Below are 25,030 nucleotides of genomic sequence, written 5' to 3' on the forward strand. Positions count from 1 at the left end.
GGACAGCTAAAGTAAGAAATAAACACATTTAAAATTAATTAAGATGATTAATATATTGTTAATAATTTAAAATTAATTTACTGAAAACGAATTACTTATTTACTCTAATTTATCTTCAAAACAAATTATTTTAGTATTTCAGCAATTTAAGTATCTTTGGGACATAACTATACAAGTAATATGAACACAGAAACGATTAACAACATCAAAATGATCGCGGAAACAGCAAAGGAATTTGCTGAAAAGAATATCAGACCAAATATTATGGAGTGGGACGAAAGTCAGACTTTTCCTAAAGAGCTATTTCACCAGTTAGGAGATATGGGTTTTATGGGAATTGTAATTCCTGAAGAATATGGCGGTTCTGGTCTTGGCTATCACGAATATGTTGCTATTCTAGATGAAATTTCTCAGGTTGATCCTTCAATTGGATTATCAGTTGCGGCACACAATTCATTGTGCACCAATCATATCTATGAATTTGGAAATGAAGAACAGAGAAACAAATGGCTTCCACAGTTAGCTACGGGTAAAGTAATCGGAGCTTGGGGATTGACAGAGCACAATACAGGATCTGATTCTGGAGGGATGTCTACTACTGCAGTAAAAGACGGTGACGAGTGGATAATCAACGGAGCTAAAAACTTTATCACTCATGCAATTTCTGGTGACATCGCTGTTGTAATGACTAGAACTGGAGAAATTGGAGCTAAAAATAATTCTACAGCGTTTGTTTTAGAAAAAGGAATGGCTGGCTTTACTTCAGGTAAAAAAGAAAACAAACTTGGAATGAGAGCTTCAGAAACTGCAGAACTTATTTTTGATAACGTTCGTGTTTCAGATGCGAATCGTTTAGGTGAAGTTGGTGAAGGTTTCAAGCAGGCGATGAAAATTCTTGACGGTGGTAGAATTTCTATTGCTGCGTTAAGTTTAGGAACTGCAAGAGGAGCTTATAAAGCGGCTTTAAAATACGCTAAAGAAAGAAAACAGTTCGGAAAATCTATTTCAGAATTCCAAGCAATCAACTTTATGTTGGCAGATATGGCAACAGAAATTGATGCTGCAGAATTATTGATCCAAAGAGCTTCTACGCTGAAAAATGCAAAACAGAAAATGACAAAAGAAGGGGCAATGGCAAAATTGTATGCTTCTGAAGCTTGTGTAAGAATTTCTAACAATGCAGTTCAGATTTTTGGAGGTTACGGATATACAAAAGATTTCCCGGCTGAAAAATATTACAGAGATTCTAAACTTTGTACAATTGGTGAAGGTACTTCAGAAATTCAGAGAATGGTTATCGGTAGAGATATCACAAAATAATTTTTTGGGTTAATTTACCTTAAAATTAATATAAAGCAATAGCATACGTAATTTACGTATGCTATTTTTATTTTATGTAAGTATTTTCATAATGTTGTATTGTTTGTTTAATGCATTGCATAATTTATTAAATTAAATATCTAAAATTTTCTTAAATAATTTTGTTTTTCATAATATAATTTTTATTAGCTTTGATATTCCAAAATCAAAATAGATACTATATGAAAAAACAACTATTGGTGATTGGAATGCTGGTTTCAGGCATTTCATTCGCTCAGACAGACCGTCTTTGGTGTGAAAGTTCTAGAAAAACAAATTCAGAAATTTTTGAAAACAAATCAACAATCAACAATCCGAAGATCTATAGTTTAGATATTGACGGATTGAAAAATGCTTTGGCAAAAGCACCAAAAAGATTGGCTGTTGGTGAAAAGTCAGAAATTATTATTTCTTTTCCAAATTCTGATGGAAAATTGGAGCATTTCAAAGTAAGGGAAAATTCGAATTTTGATCCTCAACTGGCTGCGAAGTATCCGGATATCAAATCTTATGTTGGTGAAGGAATGGGAGATTCAAATTCTACAGTGTATTTCAGTATTTCTCCATTGGGTTTATCCTCTATGGAAATTTACGGTGATAAGTCTGCTGTTTTTATTGAGCCTTACACAAAAGATCTTTCAACGTATGTCGTTTATAGAAAATCAGACAAAAAAGATGATTTAAACAAATTTGAATGTACCGTAATTGATGTGGCTCAAAAAGGAGTCTCAGGTTTAGATAATCTTCAGGCAAGACCTAATGCGGATGATGCCAAATTAAGAACATTCAGATTAGCTTTGTCTTCCACAGGAGAATACACGACCTATTTTGGAGGGACAAAAGCTCTTGCTTTAGCAGCAATGAATAATACAATGACCCGTGTAAACGGAGTTTTTGAAAAAGATTTTTCGGCGAGAATGGTTTTAATTGCCAATAATGACGCTGTAATTTATACCAGTGCTTCTACGGATCCTTATTCTGCAGCTTCAGGAATGAGCAGCTGGAATTCTCAGCTTCAATCGACCTTAACTTCGGTAATTGGTGAAGCTAATTACGATGTAGGACATTTATTCGGAGCTTCCGGAGGTGGCGGAAATGCAGGTTGCATCGGTTGTGTTTGTGTGAACGGATCAAAAGGAAGTGGTTATACTTCTCCGGCAGATGCAATCCCTTCGGGAGATAATTTTGATATCGATTATGTAGCTCACGAATTGGGTCATCAGTTTGGCGGAAATCATACGTTCTCAATGAGTAATGAAGGAACCGGAGTTAATATGGAACCTGGTTCCGGATCGACTATTATGGGATATGCAGGAATTACAAGTCAGGACATTCAGGCGCATTCAGATTCTTTCTTCCATGCAGTAAGTATTCAGCAGATTACAGATAATATTAAGGCTAAAACCTGTCCTACAAGTACGAGTACAGGAAACTCAGTACCAACAGCAAATGCAGGTGCAGATTATACTATTCCAAAAGGAACTCCATTTATGCTAACCGGTGCGGGAACTGATGCAAACGGAGATGCTCTTACTTATATCTGGGAACAGATGAATAATGCGTCTTCTTCTCAAACTGGAGCGAGTTCAGCGGCAAGTGTTACAAAAGCGACAGGGCCAACCTTTAGATCGTGGACCCCGCAAACGACTCCTACAAGATATTTTCCGAGAATGGCTTCTGTTTTAACGGGTGCGACAACAACGGCTGGCTCAGAAATTACTGTTGAAGCATTATCAAACGTTGCAAGAACTTATAATTTCAGATTTACCGTTCGTGATAACAGAGCTGGAGGTTCTGGAAATAATTCTGATGATGCGGTAATTACTGTTAACGGAACTGCAGGCCCATTCAGTGTAAGTTCTCAAAATACAGCAACAACTTATTCGGGAGGCACTTCTCAAACCATAACCTGGAATGTTGCCGGAACTACAGCAAACGGCGTAAATGCTGCAAACGTAGATATTCTTTGGTCTACAGACAGCGGAAATACATGGACTACTCTACTTTCAGGAACTCCAAACGACGGTTCTCAGGCGGTAGTTATTCCAAATTCGTCTACGACTACAGGAAGAATTATGGTAAAAGGTTCAAATCACATTTTCTTTGATGTAAATAATGCAAATATTACGGTAAATGCAGGTTCAGGAATTTCTGATACTACTCCACCGACGGCTCCAACTTTAGCGGCTTCAGGAACAACTTCTACAAGTACAAATCTTTCTTGGTCGGGCGCTACAGATAATGTTGCTGTGACGGGTTATGATGTTTATCAAGGGGCTTCATTGGTAGGCTCTACGACTTCTACTTCTTATACCGTAACAAGTTTAACGCCTTCTACGACGTACAGTTTTACGGTTAAAGCTAAAGATGCGGCAGGAAATAATTCTGTTTCAAGCAATACGGTTTCTGTGACCACTCTTGCTGGAAGCACAACTACCTATTGTTCTGCAACATCAACCAATACAGCGGATGAAAGAATCGGAAATGTAAGCTTCGGAACGATTAATAATACATCCACAGGAACTGCAGGTTACGAAAACTTTACCGCAGTTTCTACGAATGTAACGAGAGGTTCAGCGTATACGATTTCTGTAACTCCGGTTTGGACTTCAACTAAATATAATGAAGCTTATGCAGTTTACATTGATTACAATAAAGATGGAGACTTTACAGACAGTGGAGAATTGGCTTGGACGAAAACGGGTTCACAGACAAGTCCGGTAACAGGATCTATCACAATACCGTCAACTGCAACTCTTGGAACAACAAGAATGAGAGTAATGATGCAATATAGTTCTGTTCCGTCATCTTCTTGCGGTTCTTATACTTACGGACAGGTTGAGGATTATACTTTAAATATTGTGTCATCGGGAAGGGGTGACGATTTTGATACAAAAGATTTAATGACAGATATTAAGTTATATCCAAATCCTGCGAGAGACATTTTAAATGTTTCAAATACGACTAATGAAGATTATAAAATCTTCGATATGGGTGGGAAGCTAATCAATTCAGGAAAACTCAAAGGAGGCTCAGTGAATGTAAGTGGTCTTGTAAAAGGAGCTTATGTAATTCAGGTGGGCGAAGTTTCTAAACGATTTATTAAAAACTAAATATCCTTTCAATTAAACCTTAATCTTTAGGCTGCTCAGAAATGGGCAGTCTTTTTTTATAATTGATGAATGGTAATTAATGATCGATTTATTAATGGTAGTTTAAAAACAAATAGTATTTGTTAATCAATTTTTATATAAATAATGAATGTGTTTTTTTTGCTGGAATTGTAAAACCTATTAAAAACCTAACATCTGATATCTAATATCTAATATCTAATTTTTATATTTGCCCTAAATAAAAAATTTCATGGATAAAATTGACAGCCTGAACCAAGTAGCAGAATTCCACACCACTTTTAAAGCACCTATTTTAGATACTCCACAAATTCCTTCTCAGGAAAGATGTAATTTGAGAGTTGAACTTTTGCAGGAAGAATTAAATGAATTAAAACAAGCTATTGCAGATAACGATATTGTAGAAATTGCTGATGCATTGTGTGATTTGCAGTATGTTTTGAGTGGCGCAGTTTTAGAATTCGGATTGGGTAATAAGTTTGTAGAATTATTCAACGAAGTGCAGCGTTCTAATATGTCTAAAGCTTGCGATAACGAAGAACAGGCAAATGAAACAGTAGAATTTTATAAAGAAAAAGATGTTGAGTCTTTCTATGAGAAATCAGGAGAAAAATTCAATGTTTACAGAAAAGCAGATCATAAAGTATTGAAAAATAAATACTACTCTCCTGCTGATTTAAAAACAATTATTGAAAATTAATATGAAATCAAAGATTCACAAATACAATGAAAAATAATAGAAATATAATTTGTAAAAAAATCATCACCAATATTTTTACTCTTTCAGTTCTTACTTTGGCTATGCAGCAGTTTAATGCTCAGAAAGTTGTGGTCAACAGAGAGGTAGAAACTACCAATGACGGAAAAATGCTTTTAGGGCACCAGCTTAAAGAGCAGTTTGCGAAAGAACCTTATTCGGAATGGTATGCCAAAGAGTTTAATGAATATGCTTTAGACCAAAAAGCAGTTACAGAACTAAGAAAAAATAATATTAACTCTTATAATCTGATTGTTTTTGTGGGAACTTGGTGCGAAGACAGCCACAGAGATTTTCCTAGACTGATGAAAATTCTGGAAGAAGTAAAATATCCGGACAGCAGATTGACGATTATTGCGGTGAACCGTAAAAAAGAATCTCCTACAGGTGATGAAGTTAAATATAATGTTTCAAAGGTTCCTACAATTATTGTCGAAAAATATGGCAAGGAAATTGGAAGAATCATAGAAATGCCGACTACGGGTTATGTAGAAAGAGACCTTGTAGAAATCTTAAAAAAAGATGACGGGTCGGTATTGAAAGAAATATTTAAAAAAGAAAATTGAAAAATCTAAAATTAATTATTCCCTTTGTTGCGGGAATTCTTTTGATGCTGATTCTGTTTTTTAGTTTTAAGTCTTGTTTTAAAATGAGCGAAAAAACTGAAAAGTCCGATTATTATATTCTGACCAATCAGATCTCCAAAATGAACAAAATGGTGGTCTTGGAGCAGGATTTTTCTGCGATGCAGAAAACCAAGTTTGGGTATGAATTTCTTGGGAAAGAAATGACGAGTAATAGCATTATTACTTATACCAAAACCAATGCGCAGGTTTCATATGATCTGAATAAAATGAAAATAGAAGTTGATTCTATTAACAAAAAACTGATTATTACAGAACTTCCCAATGCGGATATCAGAATTACGCCAAGTGTAGAAATTCAGTCGTTAGACGATTCTTTCATCAATAGGATTTCTGAGCAGGATATCAAAAATGTACAGCAAAAAGCCAAACAAGCTGCTATAAAATCTGTAGATCAGAATAAATTAAGAAGTGAAGGTCATCAGCAATTGATGGAAAATCTTAATAATATTTTTGTTTTGGCAAAGGCTTTGAATTATAAGATAGAAGATCAAACCGGCAAAATCGGTGTTCTTGGACTCTAAAATTCAAAACTATGGATTCAAAAGACGATAACAAAAAGAAAGAATCTGCCAATTCCGCAGAAACAAAAAAGCAAAATGAAGACTTCCGCGATATTCCGGCTTCTTCACAGAAACAAAATCCACCCGATGTTGATAAGGAAGACGTTCAGAAATCTTCCAAAAACAAATCAGGAAAAACAGATAATACCAAGTGAAAGCTTGGTATTTTTTATGGCAGCAATTTCCGCCCTCCGCTCCCGCTATTTTTTGCATACATTTTAGGTTTAACAGAACTTTATGATCAAGCAAAAAATGAGCTCCGCTCAGGTCGGGCTGCAACTTTCTGCAGATTTTCAAGATCTGTTATAATCCGGATATGATGTCCATGTTTGATATTCAAAAGGAATCATTAACGTAAAAATTTAAAATAAATTGTATTTTTTGTGAATTATCGCGCTACGATTTCCTAAAGACGTAAAAAAAGCGTATTTTTGCAACTTAAAATTTCTTAGTAAACAATGATAAAAATTACACTTCCAGACAATAGCGTCAGAGAATTTGAAGGAGCAACGACTCCTTTGGATGTGGCAAAATCTATAAGCGAGGGATTGGCTAGAAACACCATTTCCGCAGTTGTAAACGGCACACAAGTCGAAATTACCACGCCTATAACCACAGATTCTACGGTACAGCTTTTGACATGGAATGACGATCTTGGTAAGAAAGCCTTTTGGCACTCTTCTGCACACCTTTTGGCGCAGGCTATCCTTGAGTTTTATCCTAATGCTAAGTTAACGATTGGTCCTGCGATTGAAAGCGGTTTTTATTATGATGTAGATTTCGGTGACGAAACTTTATCTGAAAAAGATTTCGAAAAAATCGAAAAGAAGGTTTTAGAAAATGCTAAAAAAGGGTCAACGTTCTCATTATATCCGGTTTCTAAAGAAGAAGCTTTAAAAACGTATGCAGACAATCCTTACAAAGTAGAATTAATCTCTAATCTTAATGATGGAGAAATCACTTTTGTAACACACGATAACTTCACGGATCTTTGTCGTGGTGGTCACATTCCAAATACGGGAATTGTGAAAGCAATGAAAATCTTAAATGCTGCAGGAGCATATTGGAGAGGAAATGAGAAAAATCCTCAGTTAACAAGAGTATATGGTATTTCTTTCCCAAAACAGAAAGAATTGACTGAGTATCTTGAGTTATTAGAAGAGGCTAAAAGAAGAGATCACAGAAAATTAGGTAAAGAATTAGGGATTTTTGCTTTCTCAGAAAAAGTAGGTGCAGGTTTACCACTTTGGTTGCCAAAAGGTACAGCTTTGAGAAAAAAATTAGAAAATTTCCTTTCTGATGCTCAGAAAAAAGGGGGTTACGAATTTGTAATGTCTCCTCACATCGGAGCTAAAGAATTATATGTAACTTCCGGGCACTGGGATAAATATGGAGCAGACAGCTTCCAGCCGATCAAAACTCCTAACGAAGGAGAAGAATTTATGCTGAAGCCTATGAACTGTCCGCATCACTGTGAGATTTACAAAACTTCACAATGGAGCTACAGAGATTTGCCAAAAAGATATGCAGAATTCGGTACGGTTTACAGATATGAGCAAAGCGGTGAACTTCACGGCTTAACAAGAGTTCGTGGGTTTACTCAGGATGATGCACACCTTTTCTGTACTCCGGATCAGTTGATGGACGAGTTTAAGAAAACGATTGATTTGGTTCTTTATGTTTTCGGTTCGTTAGGTTTTGCAGACTTTACAGCTCAGATTTCTCTTAGAGATCCTGATAACAAAGAAAAGTACATCGGAACTGACGAAAATTGGGAAAAAGCAGAAAACGCAATCGTAACTGCTGCCAAAGAAAAAGGACTTAATACTGTTACAGAATATGGCGAAGCTGCATTCTACGGTCCTAAGTTAGATTTCATGGTGAAAGATGCTTTAGGAAGAAAATGGCAGTTAGGAACAATCCAGGTTGATTATAACTTGCCTGAAAGATTCGACTTAACTTACATCGGAAGTGATAACGAAAAGCACAGACCAGTGATGATTCACAGAGCACCATTTGGTTCTATGGAGCGTTTCATCGCAATCTTATTAGAAAATACTGCCGGAGATTTCCCATTATGGTTGGCTCCGGATCAGTTTACAATATTACCAATCAGTGAAAAATATGTAGATTATGCTAAAAAAGTTTCACAACTTTTAGAAAATCACGATATTAGCGGTCTGATTGACGACAGAAATGAGAAAACGGGTAAAAAGATCCGTGATGCCGAATTGAAAAAGATCCCATTCATGCTTGTAGTGGGAGAAAATGAAGAAAAGGATGGCACAATTTCTGTAAGAAGACGTGGAGAAGGAGATTTGGGAGCAATGAGCCTTGAAGATTTTGTCGCTTATTTCAAAGAAGCTTCAAAAACAGGCGTTGAGTACCAAGCTTAAGATCCAAACAGTTATTCTGAACAAAATAGTTTTGTTTGAATAATTTTAATAGAAAATTAACCAATAAAATTTAATACAATAGCACAGCGATTTAACAACAGAGGCCCACAGAGACGTCCTGTACAAGAGGACTTACACATGATAAACGACAAGATTCGCGTAAGAGAACTTCGTTTAGTGGGCGACAACGTAGAGCCAGGAATTTTCCCTATCGATAAAGCAAGACAAATTGCTAAAGAGCAGGAACTAGACTTGGTCGTAATTTCAGATAAAGCTGAGCCTTTTATTGCGAGAATATTAGACTATAAAAAGTTTTTATACGAGCAGAAGAAAAAGCAGAAAGAGCTTAAAGCAAAACAAATCAAAGTTGTCGTGAAGGAAATCCGTTTCGGACCTCAGACTGACGAACATGATTATGACTTTAAGAAGAAACATGCTGAAAAATTCTTGGAAGAAGGTTCTAAACTGAAAACATACGTATTTTTCAAAGGACGTTCTATTATCTTTAAAGATCAGGGTGAAATCTTACTTTTAAAACTAGCTCAGGAATTGGAGCACGTTGGTAAAGTAGACCAGTTGCCTAAACTTGAAGGTAAGAGAATGATTATGATGATGAGTCCTAAGAAACCAGCTAAATAATTCAGTAAATTCCTTTTTTGGAATGAAGATTATATAACCTCAAAGTAATTTGAGGTTTTTGTTGTTTTCGATAGTGAAAAATTAAATTGAATCGTTTAAAACGTTTCTGTTATTTTTTGAATAATTTTTTTGAATCTTGAGGTAGATCAAGATGAGGGTAAAACTTTAGTTCTACCTTTGCTTTAGAAATAAGAAACAATAACCTTATTCTCTTTAATATTAATACAAAAAAAATTAAACAATGAGTACACTTAAATTACAAGACGGAACAGAAATTTTTTACAAAGACTGGGGAAAAGGTCAGCCTTTATTTTTTCACCACGGATGGCCATTATCAAGTGATGATTGGGATGCACAAATGTTTTTCTTTCTTGAGCAAGGTTACAGAGTAATCGCTCATGACAGAAGAGGCCACGGAAGATCTGAGCAGACTCCTTATGGACATGATATGGATACTTATGCTTCTGATGTTGCAGAAATTGTAAAAGCTTTAGACTTAAAAGATGTAGTTCATATCGGTCATTCTACCGGAGGTGGTGAAGTGATAAGATATGTTGCTAAACATGGGGAAGGCAGAGTGGCGAAAGCTGTTTTGATAAGTGCCGTTACGCCGATTATGGTGCAGAACGAAAATAATCCTAATGGTGTACCAATGTCGGTTTTCGATGATATCAGAAATAATACAGCAAAACACAGACAGCAATTTTATATTGATCTTACTTTCCCTTTTTACGGATACAACAGAGAGGGAGCAAATGTTTCTGAAGGTATTCAGAGAAATTGGTGGAGACAGGGAATGAATGGCTCGATTAAAGCACATTTCGACTGTATCAAAGCTTTTTCTGAAACTGATTTTACCGAAGATTTAAAAAGTGTAGATGTTCCGGTTTTGGTGATGCACGGTGAAGATGATCAGATCGTTCCTTTTGAAACTACGGGTAAAATTGCCGCTACTCTATTAAAAAACGGAAAACTGATTTCTTATCCTGGTTTCCCACATGGAATGCCGACGACAGAAGCAGAAACAATTAATAAAGATTTATTGGAGTTTATCAAATCTTAATTTTAAAAACACTTATATATTTAAACCACGAGCTTCAACGAATCGTGGTTTTTCTCTTTTATTTGAGTAAATTACGGATATTAAATGAAGGTCTCCCTATTCTATGTATAAAATCTTTTTTCATCTCGAAAATTTTTCGTAATTTTGCACACCAATTATCTGCGTGAGGGATAGTAATGAAAAGCCCACAGCAAGCGACAGAATATGCGGCGGAGCGAGGACTTGCAATGTATAGCCCGACCCGAATGAGTGAATGAAGCGAAGCGGAATGAACGAGTGAGGGGCACACCCCAATCAATGTAACAATTATTGGTAAATCGATAAACTGCTACATTGGTACATTTGAAACGATATTGATAACAAAAACATAAAAAAGCAAACAATGCCAAAATTAAAAACGAAATCAGGTGCTAAGAAACGTTTTGCTCTTACCGGAACTGGTAAAATCAAAAGAAAAAACGCTTACAAAAGCCACATCTTAACTAAAAAAGAAACTAAGCAGAAGAGAAATCTTACTACTACTTCTTATGTAGCTAAAGTGGATACTAAAAGCGTTCAACGTCAATTAGCAATTAAGTAGTTTTTATAAATCATTATTCGGTTTATAAGAATTCAAACAAATTCAACATTTTAACCCTGAAACGGTGCACCAAAGAGCAACATGTGTTGCCGCCCTTTTCAAAAAAACAATTTAAATTATGCCAAGATCAGTAAATGCAGTAGCTTCTAGAGCTCGCAGAAAAAAATTAATGAAACAAGCTAAAGGTTTTTTCGGTAGAAGAAAGAACGTTTGGACTGTTGCTAAAAACGCGGTACAAAAAGCAATGCAATATGCTTACCGTGGAAGAAAAGAGAAAAAGAGAAATTTCAGATCACTTTGGATCATGCGTATCAACGCAGGAGCTAGAGAACACGGAATGTCTTACTCTCAGTTTATGGGAGCTCTTAAAAAGAACAACATTGAGCTTAACAGAAAAGTTTTAGCTGATTTAGCAATGAATCACCCTGAAGCTTTCAAAGCAGTTGTAGATCAAGTAAAATAATGTAAAATTTTTTGTTATCAATATAAATCCCGGGTTTTTTGCTCGGGATTTTTTTATTATCTACATTTGCTAAATTATTAAAGTATCTTATTAAAAGTGAAAAAATTAACTACTCTTCTATTATTTTCATTAGCATCTTATAGTGTTCAGGCTCAAAGTTTCATTCAGGCTTATCAAAACAGAGTCAATCAGGTAACACAAGCTAACATCACATCATTGCTACAAGATTTTGCATCATTTGGTGTGAAAACTTCAGGTTCAACAGCAAATAATAATACCTTGAACTGGCTTAAAGCTAAATACCAAACCTACGGTTATGCACAAAGTCAAATTACTGAAGACAGCTTTACTGTGAACGGAAATACGACAAAGAATTTAGTTATTACAAAAACAGGAACAGTTTATCCAAATACATACGTCATTATTTGTGGTCACTACGATACAATAGTGGGCCCAGGAGTTAGTGACAACGGAAGCGGAACGTCAATTTTGCTGGAAGCTGCTAGAATTTTAAAAGATATTCCTACTGAATATTCTATAAAGTTTATTCATTTTTCTGGAGAAGAACAAGGTCTTTTAGGTAGCTATCACTATGTAAATAATGTGGTTTTTCAGAATGATGTACGTCAATTAGATGTTAGATTAGTTTTTAATATCGATCAGGTTGGAGGTAAATTATCTGCACCGAGTAATTCAGTCAAATGCGAAAGTGATCAGTCGGGGTTACCGGGAAATAATGCCGCTTCTTTATCTTTTACACAACAGTTGGCGGCGTGTACAACGCTCTATTCTCCTTTACAGACTGTAATGTCTAATGCATATTCATCAGATTATATACCATTTGAAGAAAAAGGAGATATTATTACCGGTTTTTATGAGACTCCACAGAGTCAGAATGAGCATACTGCTAATGATACTTTTGCTAATGTAGACCCAACTTATGTTTTCAAAGTAGGAAAGGCTGCAGTAGGAGCTTTGCAACATTTTGCAGTGGCAACTTCGGTCTTAGGAACTAATGAAAGTTCTCAAAGTAAATTGGAATCTATTAAAATATATCCTAATCCGGCAAAAGATATTTTGAATGTTGAAATTCCGAAAGAAATTAAAGACTTCAGTTTTGAAATAAAAGATATGAATGGCAGGCTCATTTCAAACCACGAAAATGAAACGGCTATTAATGTTTCAAAATTATCAAGCGGAGTTTATTTATGCACTGTAAAATCCGAGGGTGAAACGGTTACGAAAAAAGTAATTATCGAAAAATAAAATAAGCCTGCAATTTGCAGGCTTATTTGTTTCTGGCTAAAAGTATTTCTTCAATATCTTCTAAATGTATATTTTTAGCTTTCAATAAAATTAAAAAGTGATATAATAAATCTGCGGCTTCATTTTTAAATAGGTTATCATTATGATCTTTAGCTTCTATCACTAATTCCACAGCTTCCTCTCCTACTTTTTGAGCAACTTTATTAATCCCTGTCTGAAATAAAGAATAAGTATAAGAATCTTCAATTTTATCATCAATTCGCTGATTGATCTTTTCTTCTAATTCATATAAAAATCCTTTATCATTTTTTTCTCCAAAACAGCTGAAGCTTCCGGTATGGCAAACGGTATTTGTGGGAATCGCTTTAATTAAAATGGTATCGTTATCGCAATCTATATGAATACTTTTTACAGTTAAAAAGTTTCCTGACTCCTCACCTTTTGTCCAAAGTCTGTTTTTTGAACGGCTGAAAAAAGTAACAATTCCATTATTATTTGTTTTTTCGAAAGCTTCTTCGTTCATATAACCCAACATTAAAACTTGCAAAGTTCTATCGTCCTGAATGATGACAGGAAGTAGGTTATCATTATTGTTATTAAAATTTATATTCATCGTATGGCTATTTTTTTAGATTTTAATTCGTTTTTTAAATCATTAATTTTAATTTCCCCAAAGTGAAAAATGCTCGCCGCCAAAGCTCCAGTTACTTTGGTTTCGGTAAAAACATTTTCAAAATCTTCAGTTTTTCCTGCGCCTCCCGAAGCAATCACCGGTATATTTACAGCATCAGCAATCAACCGTATCAATCTCAAATCAAAACCATTTTTGGTTCCGTCTCCATTCATTGAGGTTAAAAGGATTTCGCCTGCACCTAATTCTTCTACTTTTTTTGCCCACTCTAAAGTTTTTAAATGGGTCAACTCTCTTCCACCTTTTACAAAAACGCAATCGGTGTCGTTAATCAATTTTGTATCTATGGCAACAACGATGCACTGGCTACCAAATTCTTTAGCTAAATCAGAAATAAGTTTTGGATTTTTCACGGCTGACGAATTAATGCTGATTTTATCTGCTCCGGCTTCCAAGAGTTTTCGCACATCTTCAACAGAAGAAATTCCACCTCCGACGGTAAAAGGAATACTCAGTTCTTTGGCTATGCTTTTTACTAGTTCTGCAAAAGTTTTTCGCTCTTCAATAGTTGCGGTAATATCTAGGAAAACCAATTCGTCAGCGCCTTCATTTTCATATTTTTTTGCCAATTCTATTGGATCTCCAGCGTTTCTCAAGCCTTCAAAATTAATTCCTTTTACGGTTGTTCCGTCTTTTATATCCAAACATGGAATGATTCTTTTTTTTAACATTTTATTTAATTGGTTATATGCAAAGGCGCAAATTTTTTAATTATATTTTTGATAGGACTTCATCCTATCCTTTACTAAATCGTCCCTTTGGGACTCTCTCTGGAAATCTTTGATTTACTAAAGCTTATGTGTTCTTATTTAGCAGTTAGTAGCAACTTAAAAATTCCTAATGTGTTTAAAAACTTTTGTGCCTTTTGCGGCTAAAATAAATTCTGTAAATCTTTCAGTAAAATTCTTCCTTCATAAATCGCTTTTCCTATAATTGTTCCGGTGCAGCCTATTTCTTTCATTTTATAAACATCTTCAATGCAGGAAATTCCACCACTTGCAACAAGTTTAATATTTGTTTTCTCTAAAATTTCTATGTACAAATCTTCTGAGGCTCCCTCCAACATTCCATCTTTTGAAATATCAGTACAGATCACATTTTTAATTCCTTTTTTCTGATAGTCAAGAATAAAATCAATCACATCTCGATCGCTTTTTTCCAGCCAACCTGAAGTTTTTATTTTTCTATCCTCACAATCGGCTCCTAAAATAATTTTCTCTGAACCATATTTTTCAATTAAATCAAAACAAAATTCAGGATTTTGAACAGCAATACTTCCGATTGTAATTTGCTTTGTTCCTGAATTAAAAGCGATTTCTATATCTTCAATAGTTTTCAAACCGCCGCCAAAATCGATTTCTAAAGATGTCTCATTGGCAATATTTTCTAATACTTTTTGATTAACAATATGTTTAGATTTTGCGCCATCTAAATCAACCAAATGAAGATATTTTATTCCGAAACTTTCAAATTCTTTAGCTACTTCTAGAGGATTTTCGTTGTATATTTTTTTTGTTCCATAATCACCTTTCGACAGACGTACACATTTTCCGTCGATAATGTCAATGGCAGGGATAATTTTCATATTTAAAGTTTTAAAAAGTTTTGTAATAATCTACTTCCAATTACTCCCGATTTTTCAGGGTGAAACTGCATTGCATAAAAATTATCTTTTTGTAATGAAGCACTGAAAGGTAAAATGTAATCACAAATAGAAGTTGTATTTTCTGATAATTCACAATAAAAACTGTGAACAAAATAGAAGTCATTTTCTTCTGTAATCTCTGTAAACAAGGATGATTTAAAATCTGAAACAGTATTCCAACCCATATGTGGAACAAGGTCAAGCGGTGGAAACATCCTCACGTTACAATCAAAAATTCCCATTCCGATTGTATTTCCTTCTTCATTATTTTTACACATCAATTGCATTCCTAGGCAGATTCCCAAAACAGGTTGCTTCAAAGTTGGAATTAACTGGTCTAATCCTTTTTCCTTTAAAATTTTCATTGTTGAAGATGCTTCTCCAACTCCCGGAAAAATCACTTTATCGGCATTTTTTATTAACTCAAAATCATCCGTAACAATTGATTTCGCATTTAATCTATTCAAAGCATTTTGTACAGAATTCACATTTCCTCCATTATATTTTATAATTGCAATCATTTTACAAACTTCCTTTAGTTGACGGTACATTAAAATTTTGGTCCGATTGATTTACAGCCATTTTTATCGATTTTGCAAAGGCTTTAAAAATAGATTCGATCTTATGGTGCTCATTTTCTCCTTCCACTTTAATATTGAGATTACATTTTGCCGAATCGGTGAAAGATTTGAAAAAATGCTCAAACATTTCGGTGGGAACATCTCCAATTTTTTCACGTGTAAAATTAGCTTTCCAAACCAACCAGGAACGACCGCCAAAATCCAAAGCAACTTGCGCTAAACAATCATCCATGGGAAGCAGAAAACCATATCTTTCAATTCCTTTTTTCTTTCCTAATGCTTTTAAAATAGCTTCTCCTAAAACAATTCCTGTATCTTCTATCGTGTGATGTTCATCAACTTGTAAATCTCCAATTACTTTAATTTTTAAATCTAAATTGCCGTGTTTTGAAATTTGTTCAAGCATGTGATCGAAAAAATTTAATCCTGTTGAAATTTCAGATTTTCCACTTCCGTCAAGATTGATTTGAATTTCAATTTCAGTTTCATTGGTTTTTCTAAAAACAGTAGCTTTTCGAGGAATTTGCTTTAAATATTGGTAAATTTCACTCCAACTTTCAGTCGTCAAATTCGCATCATTATTTTGAATTTCACTAATAAATATAGATTTAGAACCTAAGTTTTTTGCCAATTGAATATCCGTAGTTCTATCTCCGACAACGAAAGAATTTTCAAGATCGTAATTACCGTAAATATATTTTCCCAACATTCCGGTTCCAGGTTTTCGATTTAGTGAATTTTCACTTTCAAAACTTTTATCGATCAAAATTTCATTGAAAATAATTCCTTCATTTTCAAAAGCTTTCAACATTTTTTCATGTGGTTTTATGAAATCTTCAACTGGGAAACTTTCTGTTCCCAATCCATCCTGGTTCGTCACCATGACCAATTCAAAATCAAGTTCTTTGGCAATTTTTGAAAGGTTTTGAAAAACTCCGGGATAGAACTCAAGCTTTTCTAAAGAATCTACTTGAAAATCTGTTGGAGGTTCTAAAATCAAAGTTCCGTCACGGTCTATAAATAATACTTTTTTCATTTTTAAATAATTGTAAATCTATTATTTTGAAACTCTATTAAACCTATAAGGTTTCGCACTGATTTAAAACGTTAATCAATTGAATGTTTTCTTCTCTATTCCCTACATTAATTCTGATACAATTTGGGATTTGCGGACTTCTTTTGCTTGTCAAAATTTCTTTTTCCAACAGTTTTTCGTAAACCTTTTCTACATCTTCAAACTCCATCAAGAAGAAATTAGCATCAGTGGGATACACTTTTTTAATACAGTTAACTGATTGAAATTCATTTTTTAACCATGAAATTTCATTTAAAATACTTTCAATATTTTGCTTTACATTTTCCTGTTTATCGATGAGCTCAATTACTTTATTCGAGCTTAAAGAATTTACATTGTAAGGCGCTTTTACCGTATTAATTAACCTAATAATTTCTTCAGAAGAATATGCCATTCCTACTCTCGCTCCAGCCATTCCCCAGGCTTTTGAAAAAGTCTGAAGAACAATTAGATTTGGATATTTTTCTAATAAGTCAATACAAGATTTTTCCCCTGAAAACTCAATGTAAGCTTCATCCACAACCACAATTCCATTGAAATTTTGAATATAAAACTCAATATCTTTTACAGAATTTCCTGTAGGATTATTGGGTGAGCATAAGAAAAAAACTTTCGATTTAAAATCTTTTGAAATTCTTATGAAATCATCTTTTACAATCTCAAAATCTGCATTTAAATCTAGTTTTATAACTTTATTTTCATTGATTGAAGCATAAAAATCATACATTGCAAACGACGGATTCATCATTAAAATTGAATCTTTTTTAGGTTCACAGAAAACTTTTATAATTAAATCAATTAATTCATCACTTCCATTTCCTACTGCAATTTGATTGGCAGAAATATTTTTTATTTCAGAGAGTTTTTGCTTCATTTTTTTTTGAGTAGAATCAGGATAACGGTTCAATTCTCCAAACGGGCTTTCATTAGCATCCAGCAAAACCGCATTTTCAAATTCATTATGATCCCTAAAACTAATGTAAGGCTGTAATTCTAAGATATTTTTTCTTACTAAACTATTGATATTAAATTCTTTCATTTTCTTATTTTAATCTGATTGATACGGCGTTTTTGTGAGCAAATAATCCTTCTGCTTCTGCCATGAGTTCTATTGTTTTTCCTAAATTTTGGAGCCCTTCTTGTGATAAATTCTGAAACGTAATTTTCTTTACAAAACTGTCTAAAGAAACTCCGTTGTAATTTTTTGCAAATCCGTTGGTTGGAAGCGTATGATTGGTTCCACTTGCATAATCTCCTGCACTTTCACATGAGTAATTTCCAAGGAAAACCGAACCTGCATTTTGAATTTTTGGAATATATTTTTCAAAATCTTCCAAAGCTAAAATCAAATGTTCAGGAGCATACAGATTGCTGAATTCAATGGCTTCATCTAAAGAATCTAACAAAATGAAATGACTGTTTTTCAAAGCTTCTTTTGCAAATTCATTTCTTGGAAGTTTTTTAAGCTGTTTTTCTGTTTCTTCAATGGTTTGGTTAAAAATTTTCTCATCAGTTGAAAGAAAAATCACCTGACTGTCACTTCCGTGTTCTGCCTGAGAAAGTAAATCTGCAGCGCAATATTCTGGAATTGCCTGCTTATCAGCAATGACCAAAACTTCACTTGGTCCTGCAGGCATATCTATTGCGACATTATAATTTTGAGTAAACTCTTTTGCTGCGACAACATACTGATTTCCTGGTCCAAAAATTTTATAAACATTCGGAATACTTTCTGTTCCTAAAGTCATGGCTGCAATAGCCTGAGCTCCGCCGATTTTAAATATTTTTGTAACTCCACAAAGCTTTGCAGTATACAATATGGCTGGATTAATATTGCCTTTTTTATCAGGCGGAGTGCATAAAATAATTTCTTTACAACCAGCCAATTGAGCAGGAATTGCCAACATTAAAACTGTAGAAAATAAAGGTGCTGTTCCTCCTGGAATATAGATCCCAACTTTTTCGATGGCTCTGTTTTCTCTCCAGCAAACAACTCCTTTTGTGGTTTCAATCTTTTGAATTTCAGGAATTTGTGACGAGTGAAATTTCGTAATATTTTCTTTTGCCTTTTGAATGGCAAGTGTCAGTTCTTCGCTTATTAAATTTTCTGAACTTTCTATTTCTTCTTCTGAAACTTGAATCTTTTCAACTGTAGCCTGATCAAATTTTTTATTGAAAGCTATTAAAGCCTGATCACCATTTTTTTCAACTTCATTAAAAATACCGGCTATTAATTCTGTCAATTCTTCTCTTTTGATGACCGGTCTTTTTACCAATTCTGGCCAGATTTCTTTTTGAGGATATTTATTAATTTTCATATTAAATCACCATTTTATCGATTGGAATGATTAAAATATCTTGTGCCCCTTTTTCTTTTAGTTCATCTATGACTTCCCAAAACCGTTCTGCATCAATCACAGAATGAATGCTGCTCCAATTCTTTTCAGCTAAAGGAATTACCGTAGGACTTTTTAAAACCGGAAGAATATTTGATACTTCTGAAATCTTTTCATTTGGGACATTCATCAAAATATATTTGGAATTTTTTGCCCTTAAAACAGATTGAATTCTAAACAGAAATTTTTCTAAGATTTTTTGCTTATCATTATTTAACTGGAATGTTTTTGCAAGAACCGCTTCAGACTTTAAGATGGTAATTGTTTCTCTCAAACCATTTTTAAAAAGAGTACTTCCGGAGCTTACAATATCACAGATTCCATCTGCAAGACCGATATTGGGAGCAATTTCTACAGAGCCGGAAATGACGTGTATGTCTGCTGAAATATTATTTTTCTGAAGAAAATTTTTCAATGTATTCGGGTAAGAAGTAGCAATTTTTTTGCCCTGAAAGTAATTGATATCGTCTGTTTCAATTTCTTTTGGAATGGCTAAAGAAACTCTGCATTTTGAAAATCCTAAACTTTGGATAATTTCAATATTTTTTTGTTTTTCGACCAAGAGGTTTTCGCCGACAATCGCGATGTCAACTACACCATCTTCCAAATACTGAGGGATGTCAGAATTTCGCAGATACATGATTTCCATTGGGAAATTATCTACAGAAACTTTCAGTTGGTCTTTTCCGTTGTTGACGAAAATTCCGCAGTCTTTGAGAAGCTGAAGAGATTCTTCGTAAAGGCGACCGCTTTTTTGTATGGCAATTTTTAATGTACTCATTTCAATTGTATTGAGTCTGAGTAAATAAAAACTGATTGTTTGAAATAAATTGCCGCGGAAGAATTTAGAAACAAAAAACCGTCTGTTTACTCAGACGGTTTTTAATTATTTTGATTTTTAACATAGTCAATAGATCAACAATTCCGTCTAGCAGAGATGATGATAATAATGATGTACTGTTAAAAAATTCGGTTTCATATTTCTTTGAATATTGTGGTACAAATGTAGGACTAATTTTTAATCCCGCAAGAATTTTACGAAATAATTTTTTGATAGAGATTCATCAGTTGATGTGCAATGGGTTCATCATTGAACTTCTGAACGAACTCAAAACCCTTATCAGAACGACGTTTTCTTTCAGATTCGCTATCCCATAAAAATTTTATTTTTGCCTGAATATCCAGATGATTTTTGGGATCAATGTAAACAGAATCTGGACCTCCTGCTTCTGGAAGACAACTTATATTGCTCGTAATTGTAACTGTTTTTGAGAAAAGGGCTTCAATTACAGGGATACCAAAGCCTTCAAAAAAGCTTGGATAAACAAAAATGTCTGCTGATTTGTAAATGACAGCCAACTCATCCATAGAAACTCCTTCCAAAAAATGAATCTGGTTCTCCATTTTATTTTTCTCAATAAAATGCTTTATTTTTTGAAAATACTTTGTTTTCTTCCCAACAACAACTAGAGGAATTGTTGTGTCTTTTACAGCTTTAACAATATTGAAAAGATTTTTGCGCTCTTCAATCGTTCCAACATTTAAAATAAACCGTTCTGGAAGATTGAATTTCTCTTTAGTTTTCTGAATAAATTCTTCAGTTTGTTCTTCTTTAAAAGTTTTGTGACAACCTTGATAAATCACTTCAATTTTGCTTTCCGGAACTTTCAGGTATTGAATAATATCTCTTTTGGTCTGCTCTGAAATGGCAATGATTTTGTCTGCTGTATTTGCTGCTGTTTTAAATTTCCAAAGATGGATTTTTCTGTCAAAAAAAGAATAATATTGAGGATATCTTACGAATATCAAATCGTGAATAGTGACGATTTTTTTAATCGGTTTTTTGTCCCATTTTAAAGGTAATTCGCCCGATAATCCATGGAAAATGTCCGCATTTTTTTTTTGCGCATCTTTTCCCATTTTAAACTGTCGAGACATTGTTCCTTTGGAGGTTTCTACAAAGGTAACATTGGCGTTTTCTAAAATATCAGAACCTCTTTTCGACTTATTTTTATTGAGTAGTAAGTATTGATTTTCAGGATAATATTTAGACAAAATTCTTACTAAATCTCTCGAATAATTCCCTAATCCTGAGGTATTATGAAAAAAACGTTTGGCATCAAATGCTATCTTCATTCTCAGGTTTTATAATGTTTTGGGTAAGCTGTTTTCTCTTCCAGTGTTCAGATTTGTCACTGTAAAGAAAGAATTTTCCCAGCTTATATTTAAACTGCATATTATTATCATAATGCGGTCCCATAAATCGATGCGGAATAGTTGGATCTTCTTTTAAACAGGCTTTAACTGCGTCTGTATAAACGGTTGGTCCGGTTGTTTTGTGTACATTATGAGGGTATGGATTGTTTTTGATATTATCTAAAATCATCTCCAAAGTTCTCTGTAAAAATGGGTGTCCTGCAGCATATGCAAGACCCCATTGTACATAATATGTGTGTGGAATTTCATCCGTTACCAAAGCTACATCGTCTTCACGAATAAACTTTTTGATCGGCTTGTTGATTCCGCTGTCTACGTCTAGGTAAACACCACCTTTTTTATAAAGAATGGCATATCTGAAAAAATCTGCTTTGGCAGCTCCTATTGTCAGTCTGTTATAAGCTTTCAAATATTCCGGCGGAAATTCATCTTTAAAGAAAGTCTGAATCCTGTTATCATCGTAAAAATGATATTCGTACTCAGGGTTTTTTTTGAGCATTCTTTTGATATGAAACTTCGTAAGCCAAGGAAGCTTATTGGTTTTAAACGTTTGAAAAATTTGTTTAGGAATTGCCATTTTGCAAAGATTTAAACAGCTACGTTATTTTCTCTTAAAGCATCGTTTAGCGATGTTTTTTTATCTGTAGATTCTTTTCTCTGACCGATAATCAAAGCACAAGGAACCTGATATTCTCCTGCAGGATATTGTTTGGTATAACTTCCAGGAATTACAACCGAACGAGCAGGAACTCTACCTTTAATTTCGATTGGAGTTTCACCTGTAACATCAATAATTTTTGTAGAAGCCGTCAATACAACATTTGCACCCAAAACAGCTTCTTTTTCAACGTGAACTCCTTCTACAACGATACATCTAGAACCGATAAAACAGTCATCTTCGATAATTACCGGAGCAGCCTGAAGCGGTTCTAAAACACCACCGATACCAACACCACCACTCAAGTGAACGTTTTTACCGATCTGTGCACAGCTTCCAACCGTTGCCCAAGTATCAACCATTGTTCCTGAATCTACATAAGCTCCAATATTTACATAAGAAGGCATCAAAATAACGCCTGATGCGATATAAGCTCCTTCTCTTGCAATTGCATGTGGTACAACTCTAACCCCTTTTTCTGCATAGTTTCTTTTCAAAGGCATTTTATCATGAAATTCAAACGGACCTACTTCAATCGTTTCCATCTTCTGGATCGGGAAATACATTACCACAGCTTTTTTTACCCATTCATTCACCTGCCATCCGTTTTCTGTAGGTTCTGCGGTACGAAGTTCACCTTTATCAACTAAAGAAATAACCTCTCTAATCGCCTTTTGGCTGTCTTCATTCTGCAATAGTTCTCTGTTGTCCCAGATATTTTCAATAGTTTGTTGTAACGACATAATTATGTTTATAATTTGTTTAAAAAATTCACTGCCAAATATACAAAAAGTTGGACAAAAATGATGATTTAGAATAGATCTAAGTGATTAAAATTTCATTAAATCTTTCTATAAAAATCTTCTTACTTTGGCTTTGTATTGAAGATAAACTTTATCATGTTCCTTTAATAAAAATTCCTCTTCCAATCTGATTTGGATTTGAATTAAAATATTAGAAATGATTAAAAAGCTTAGTGAAATTAAAGTAGGTAATGTAAAAAAAAGACCAATTAAACTTGCTAAAATCCCCAGAAAAATTGGGTTTCTTGAATAATTGAAAAGTCCGGCTGTAATTAATTCTGTTTTCAGATTTTCATCAATTCCTATTCGCCAAGAATTTTTCATTTGAAACTGAGCGATAAGAATCCATATCAAACTTAAAATTAACAAGGCAATTCCTATATATTTAAAAATAATGTCTTCGGGCAAATTAATTTTAAAACTATTAGAAATGTCTTCAGGAAAAATGAAAAGTAAAACGGTGTAAATAAAAATAAAGAACAAGGTATATTTAAAATATCTTCCAATCAATCCGTAAGCGGAATCGTCTTTTGGTAAAACATTCGCATTTTTCCCAATTCTTTTTGAAACGATAAAACTTGTTCCGAAAAATGCCGTCAGAAAGAAAATGATGAAAAATAGAGGAATAAAAACTCTGATAAAATCTGTCATAATTATTAATTTTTGACAAATGTAGAGCTCTGTAAAATGCAATTCTATTGCAAAGTTCCTGTTGAATTATAAAACTCTTTGTGCGTGTAGATAAGCTTTGTTCCAGTATTTTTCGTTTAAAGAAGAGATAATCACCCCTTTAGAAGTTGATGCATGAATAAATTTTATTTCGCCATCATTTTCAATAGTATGAACTATTCCTACGTGCGAAACACGACTTCCGCCTGAAGTGGCAAAAAACAGAAGATCTCCTGGTTTTACTGTTTTGATATCAATCGATTTTCCGGCATCTGCCTGATCTGAAGATCTTCTTGGTAAACTGAAATTGTTATCCTGAAAAATTTTTACGGTAAATCCGGAACAGTCAAAACCTGAAGAAGTATTCCCGCCAAATTTATACGGAGTTCCTAAATAAGTTTCAGCATCTTTTAAAAGGCTTTTTATAGAACCTGAAACCTTCCCGTCAAAAGAAGAATCTAATTTTCTCAGATTTTCAGCCTTACTAACAGTTTTTGAAGGAGTTTTTTTTGACGAAGAAACGTTTTTTGAGCTTCTACAAGAAACAATAATTGTAGAAGCTATCGCTAAAACAGCTAATTTTTTATATAATTTAATTTCCGAAAAACGCATTTCCATATTCATTTGAAAATCAATTTATTAATACGATACAAATATAAATTATTTTTCTTAATTATACAATAACTATTTTATAACTATACTAGAACTATATTTCAATTATATTATAATTTTAAAAAAAATATTAAAATTTATGGCTATATTTGAAGCTATTTTAAAATTATGGCGACTTACGAAAGTTTTATTAAGCTCAACGGAGCAGTTGGTGATTTGGTTTTTTATAATCTGAATGGTAAAAATGTTGTACGTAAGAAAAGTGGATTCAATAAAGCTGCCTATAAGAAAAGTCCGACCTATGAAAAAGTAAGACAAAACAGTTTTGAATTTGGTCATTGCTCAAAAATTGGAAAACTAATCCGTTTGTGCATTTCAAAATATATTGAATTGGCGGACGAAGCCCTACTCTATCAACGGTTTGCAAAGGTGATGACCAATATTAAAGATTTGGATGTAGAACATGAAAAAGGAAAAAGATCTGTAAAAACGGGATTAAAAACTGCTGAAGGACGAAATATTCTGCAGCAATTTGAGTTTGGAAATATTCCTAATTTTAATCAGAATACTTATATTTCACTGGGATTATGGGATAGAAGTTTACATTTAGATAAGAAAATTGTTGCTGATGAAGTTGCAATTGTCAGTATAAAAATAGATTTTGAAAACTATCTTACTGAATCTTTCGAAGAAGAAATAGTATTGCAGAATAATAAAACTGAATTGATTTTTAAAAATCATTTTTCAGAAGAAGATGATGTGATTCATTTTGTCGCAATAAAGAAAGCTTCTCAGATTGTACAAATGGGATTTGTTTAAATA

26 protein-coding genes are annotated in these 25,030 nt (G+C 33.7%); 13 read left to right on the plus strand and 13 right to left on the minus strand.

Annotation, left to right across the window (positions count from 1 at the left end; all coding sequences use genetic code 11):
* The first annotated feature begins 180 nt into the window (after positions 1-180).
* The 12 genes from B5X64_RS09380 (at position 181) to B5X64_RS09435 (ending at position 12,861) form a co-directional block, all read left to right on the plus strand.
* Positions 181-1,320 (plus strand): acyl-CoA dehydrogenase family protein, encoded by a 1,140-nt coding sequence (locus B5X64_RS09380; protein WP_076558408.1) that lies wholly within the window; start codon positions 181-183, stop codon positions 1,318-1,320.
* A 221-nt stretch (positions 1,321-1,541) separates the two neighbouring features.
* The gene (locus tag B5X64_RS09385) at positions 1,542-4,472 is read left to right on the plus strand and encodes a reprolysin-like metallopeptidase (RefSeq protein ID WP_079464971.1); all 2,931 of its coding nucleotides are present in this window, start codon (positions 1,542-1,544) and stop codon (positions 4,470-4,472) included.
* Positions 4,473-4,722: 250 nt separating this feature from the next.
* Positions 4,723-5,190, plus strand: a complete 468-nt coding sequence (locus B5X64_RS09390; protein WP_079464972.1) for a pyrophosphohydrolase domain-containing protein — start codon at positions 4,723-4,725, stop codon at positions 5,188-5,190.
* Between the two features lie 26 nt (positions 5,191-5,216).
* Positions 5,217-5,813: a TlpA family protein disulfide reductase gene (locus B5X64_RS09395; RefSeq protein ID WP_079464973.1), complete on the plus strand. Its 597-nt coding sequence runs from the start codon at positions 5,217-5,219 to the stop codon at positions 5,811-5,813.
* Positions 5,810-6,415, plus strand: a complete 606-nt coding sequence (locus B5X64_RS09400; protein WP_074228713.1) for a DUF4230 domain-containing protein — start codon at positions 5,810-5,812, stop codon at positions 6,413-6,415. Before B5X64_RS09395 ends, B5X64_RS09400 begins: the two co-directional genes overlap by 4 nt.
* A gap of 11 nt (positions 6,416-6,426) precedes the next feature.
* Positions 6,427-6,609, plus strand: coding sequence for a hypothetical protein (locus tag B5X64_RS09405; RefSeq protein WP_074228712.1), 183 nt, complete (start codon positions 6,427-6,429; stop codon positions 6,607-6,609).
* 303 nt (positions 6,610-6,912) lie between these two features.
* A complete protein-coding gene (gene thrS, locus B5X64_RS09410) occupies positions 6,913-8,850 on the plus strand; it encodes a threonine--tRNA ligase (RefSeq protein WP_079464974.1) in 1,938 nt (645 codons plus the stop codon).
* A gap of 138 nt (positions 8,851-8,988) precedes the next feature.
* On the plus strand, positions 8,989-9,489 hold the full coding sequence (infC, locus tag B5X64_RS09415) for a translation initiation factor IF-3 (RefSeq protein ID WP_034676299.1): 501 nt from the start codon (positions 8,989-8,991) through the stop codon (positions 9,487-9,489).
* A gap of 241 nt (positions 9,490-9,730) precedes the next feature.
* The gene (locus B5X64_RS09420) at positions 9,731-10,552 is read left to right on the plus strand and encodes an alpha/beta fold hydrolase (protein WP_079464976.1); all 822 of its coding nucleotides are present in this window, start codon (positions 9,731-9,733) and stop codon (positions 10,550-10,552) included.
* Positions 10,553-10,934: 382 nt separating this feature from the next.
* Positions 10,935-11,132: a 50S ribosomal protein L35 gene (rpmI, locus tag B5X64_RS09425; protein ID WP_066678566.1), complete on the plus strand. Its 198-nt coding sequence runs from the start codon at positions 10,935-10,937 to the stop codon at positions 11,130-11,132.
* Positions 11,133-11,250: 118 nt separating this feature from the next.
* Complete coding sequence (rplT, locus tag B5X64_RS09430; protein ID WP_066678564.1) at positions 11,251-11,595, plus strand: 50S ribosomal protein L20; 345 nt, start codon at positions 11,251-11,253, stop codon at positions 11,593-11,595.
* Positions 11,596-11,691: 96 nt separating this feature from the next.
* On the plus strand, positions 11,692-12,861 hold the full coding sequence (locus B5X64_RS09435; protein ID WP_079464977.1) for a M28 family peptidase: 1,170 nt from the start codon (positions 11,692-11,694) through the stop codon (positions 12,859-12,861).
* Between the two features lie 22 nt (positions 12,862-12,883).
* Here the strand turns inward: B5X64_RS09435 and hisIE are convergent, their stop codons facing one another.
* From hisIE to B5X64_RS09500, 13 genes are all read right to left on the minus strand, one after another.
* Positions 12,884-13,474 carry a bifunctional phosphoribosyl-AMP cyclohydrolase/phosphoribosyl-ATP diphosphatase HisIE gene (hisIE, locus tag B5X64_RS09440; RefSeq protein WP_079464978.1) on the minus strand — a complete coding sequence of 197 codons (591 nt, stop codon included), beginning with the start codon at positions 13,472-13,474 and terminating at the stop codon, positions 12,884-12,886.
* Positions 13,471-14,223 carry an imidazole glycerol phosphate synthase subunit HisF gene (hisF, locus tag B5X64_RS09445; protein WP_079464979.1) on the minus strand — a complete coding sequence of 251 codons (753 nt, stop codon included), beginning with the start codon at positions 14,221-14,223 and terminating at the stop codon, positions 13,471-13,473. The genes hisIE and hisF overlap by 4 nt, the downstream gene beginning before the upstream one ends.
* A gap of 200 nt (positions 14,224-14,423) precedes the next feature.
* Positions 14,424-15,137 carry a 1-(5-phosphoribosyl)-5-[(5-phosphoribosylamino)methylideneamino]imidazole-4-carboxamide isomerase gene (gene hisA / locus B5X64_RS09450; protein WP_079464980.1) on the minus strand — a complete coding sequence of 238 codons (714 nt, stop codon included), beginning with the start codon at positions 15,135-15,137 and terminating at the stop codon, positions 14,424-14,426.
* A gap of 2 nt (positions 15,138-15,139) precedes the next feature.
* Positions 15,140-15,718 carry an imidazole glycerol phosphate synthase subunit HisH gene (gene hisH / locus B5X64_RS09455; protein WP_079464981.1) on the minus strand — a complete coding sequence of 193 codons (579 nt, stop codon included), beginning with the start codon at positions 15,716-15,718 and terminating at the stop codon, positions 15,140-15,142.
* 1 nt (position 15,719) lies between these two features.
* Positions 15,720-16,814: a bifunctional histidinol-phosphatase/imidazoleglycerol-phosphate dehydratase HisB gene (hisB, locus tag B5X64_RS09460; RefSeq protein ID WP_079464982.1), complete on the minus strand. Its 1,095-nt coding sequence runs from the start codon at positions 16,812-16,814 to the stop codon at positions 15,720-15,722.
* A gap of 43 nt (positions 16,815-16,857) precedes the next feature.
* Entirely contained in the window at positions 16,858-17,892 is a 1,035-nt protein-coding gene (hisC, locus tag B5X64_RS09465; RefSeq protein ID WP_079464983.1) for a histidinol-phosphate transaminase, read from the minus strand.
* Between the two features lie 4 nt (positions 17,893-17,896).
* The gene (gene hisD / locus B5X64_RS09470) at positions 17,897-19,171 is read right to left on the minus strand and encodes a histidinol dehydrogenase (RefSeq protein WP_079464984.1); all 1,275 of its coding nucleotides are present in this window, start codon (positions 19,169-19,171) and stop codon (positions 17,897-17,899) included.
* A gap of 1 nt (position 19,172) precedes the next feature.
* Complete coding sequence (hisG, locus tag B5X64_RS09475; RefSeq protein ID WP_079464985.1) at positions 19,173-20,030, minus strand: ATP phosphoribosyltransferase; 858 nt, start codon at positions 20,028-20,030, stop codon at positions 19,173-19,175.
* A 254-nt stretch (positions 20,031-20,284) separates the two neighbouring features.
* Positions 20,285-21,385 (minus strand): glycosyltransferase family 4 protein, encoded by a 1,101-nt coding sequence (locus tag B5X64_RS09480; RefSeq protein WP_079464986.1) that lies wholly within the window; start codon positions 21,383-21,385, stop codon positions 20,285-20,287.
* Complete coding sequence (locus B5X64_RS09485; RefSeq protein ID WP_079464987.1) at positions 21,369-22,043, minus strand: glycosyltransferase family 32 protein; 675 nt, start codon at positions 22,041-22,043, stop codon at positions 21,369-21,371. The genes B5X64_RS09480 and B5X64_RS09485 overlap by 17 nt, the downstream gene beginning before the upstream one ends.
* A gap of 11 nt (positions 22,044-22,054) precedes the next feature.
* Positions 22,055-22,867 (minus strand): 2,3,4,5-tetrahydropyridine-2,6-dicarboxylate N-succinyltransferase, encoded by an 813-nt coding sequence (locus B5X64_RS09490; protein ID WP_079464988.1) that lies wholly within the window; start codon positions 22,865-22,867, stop codon positions 22,055-22,057.
* Between the two features lie 108 nt (positions 22,868-22,975).
* Positions 22,976-23,578 (minus strand): methyltransferase family protein, encoded by a 603-nt coding sequence (locus B5X64_RS09495; protein ID WP_079464989.1) that lies wholly within the window; start codon positions 23,576-23,578, stop codon positions 22,976-22,978.
* A gap of 66 nt (positions 23,579-23,644) precedes the next feature.
* A complete protein-coding gene (locus B5X64_RS09500; protein WP_420808109.1) occupies positions 23,645-24,208 on the minus strand; it encodes a C40 family peptidase in 564 nt (187 codons plus the stop codon).
* A 168-nt stretch (positions 24,209-24,376) separates the two neighbouring features.
* On the opposite strand from B5X64_RS09500, the gene B5X64_RS09505 reads away from it, so the two are divergent.
* Complete coding sequence (locus tag B5X64_RS09505; protein ID WP_079464990.1) at positions 24,377-25,027, plus strand: hypothetical protein; 651 nt, start codon at positions 24,377-24,379, stop codon at positions 25,025-25,027.
* Positions 25,028-25,030: the final 3 nt, after the last annotated feature.

It is taken from the genome of Chryseobacterium balustinum (assembly GCF_900168205.1).
Lineage (GTDB): Bacteria > Bacteroidota > Bacteroidia > Flavobacteriales > Weeksellaceae > Chryseobacterium > Chryseobacterium balustinum.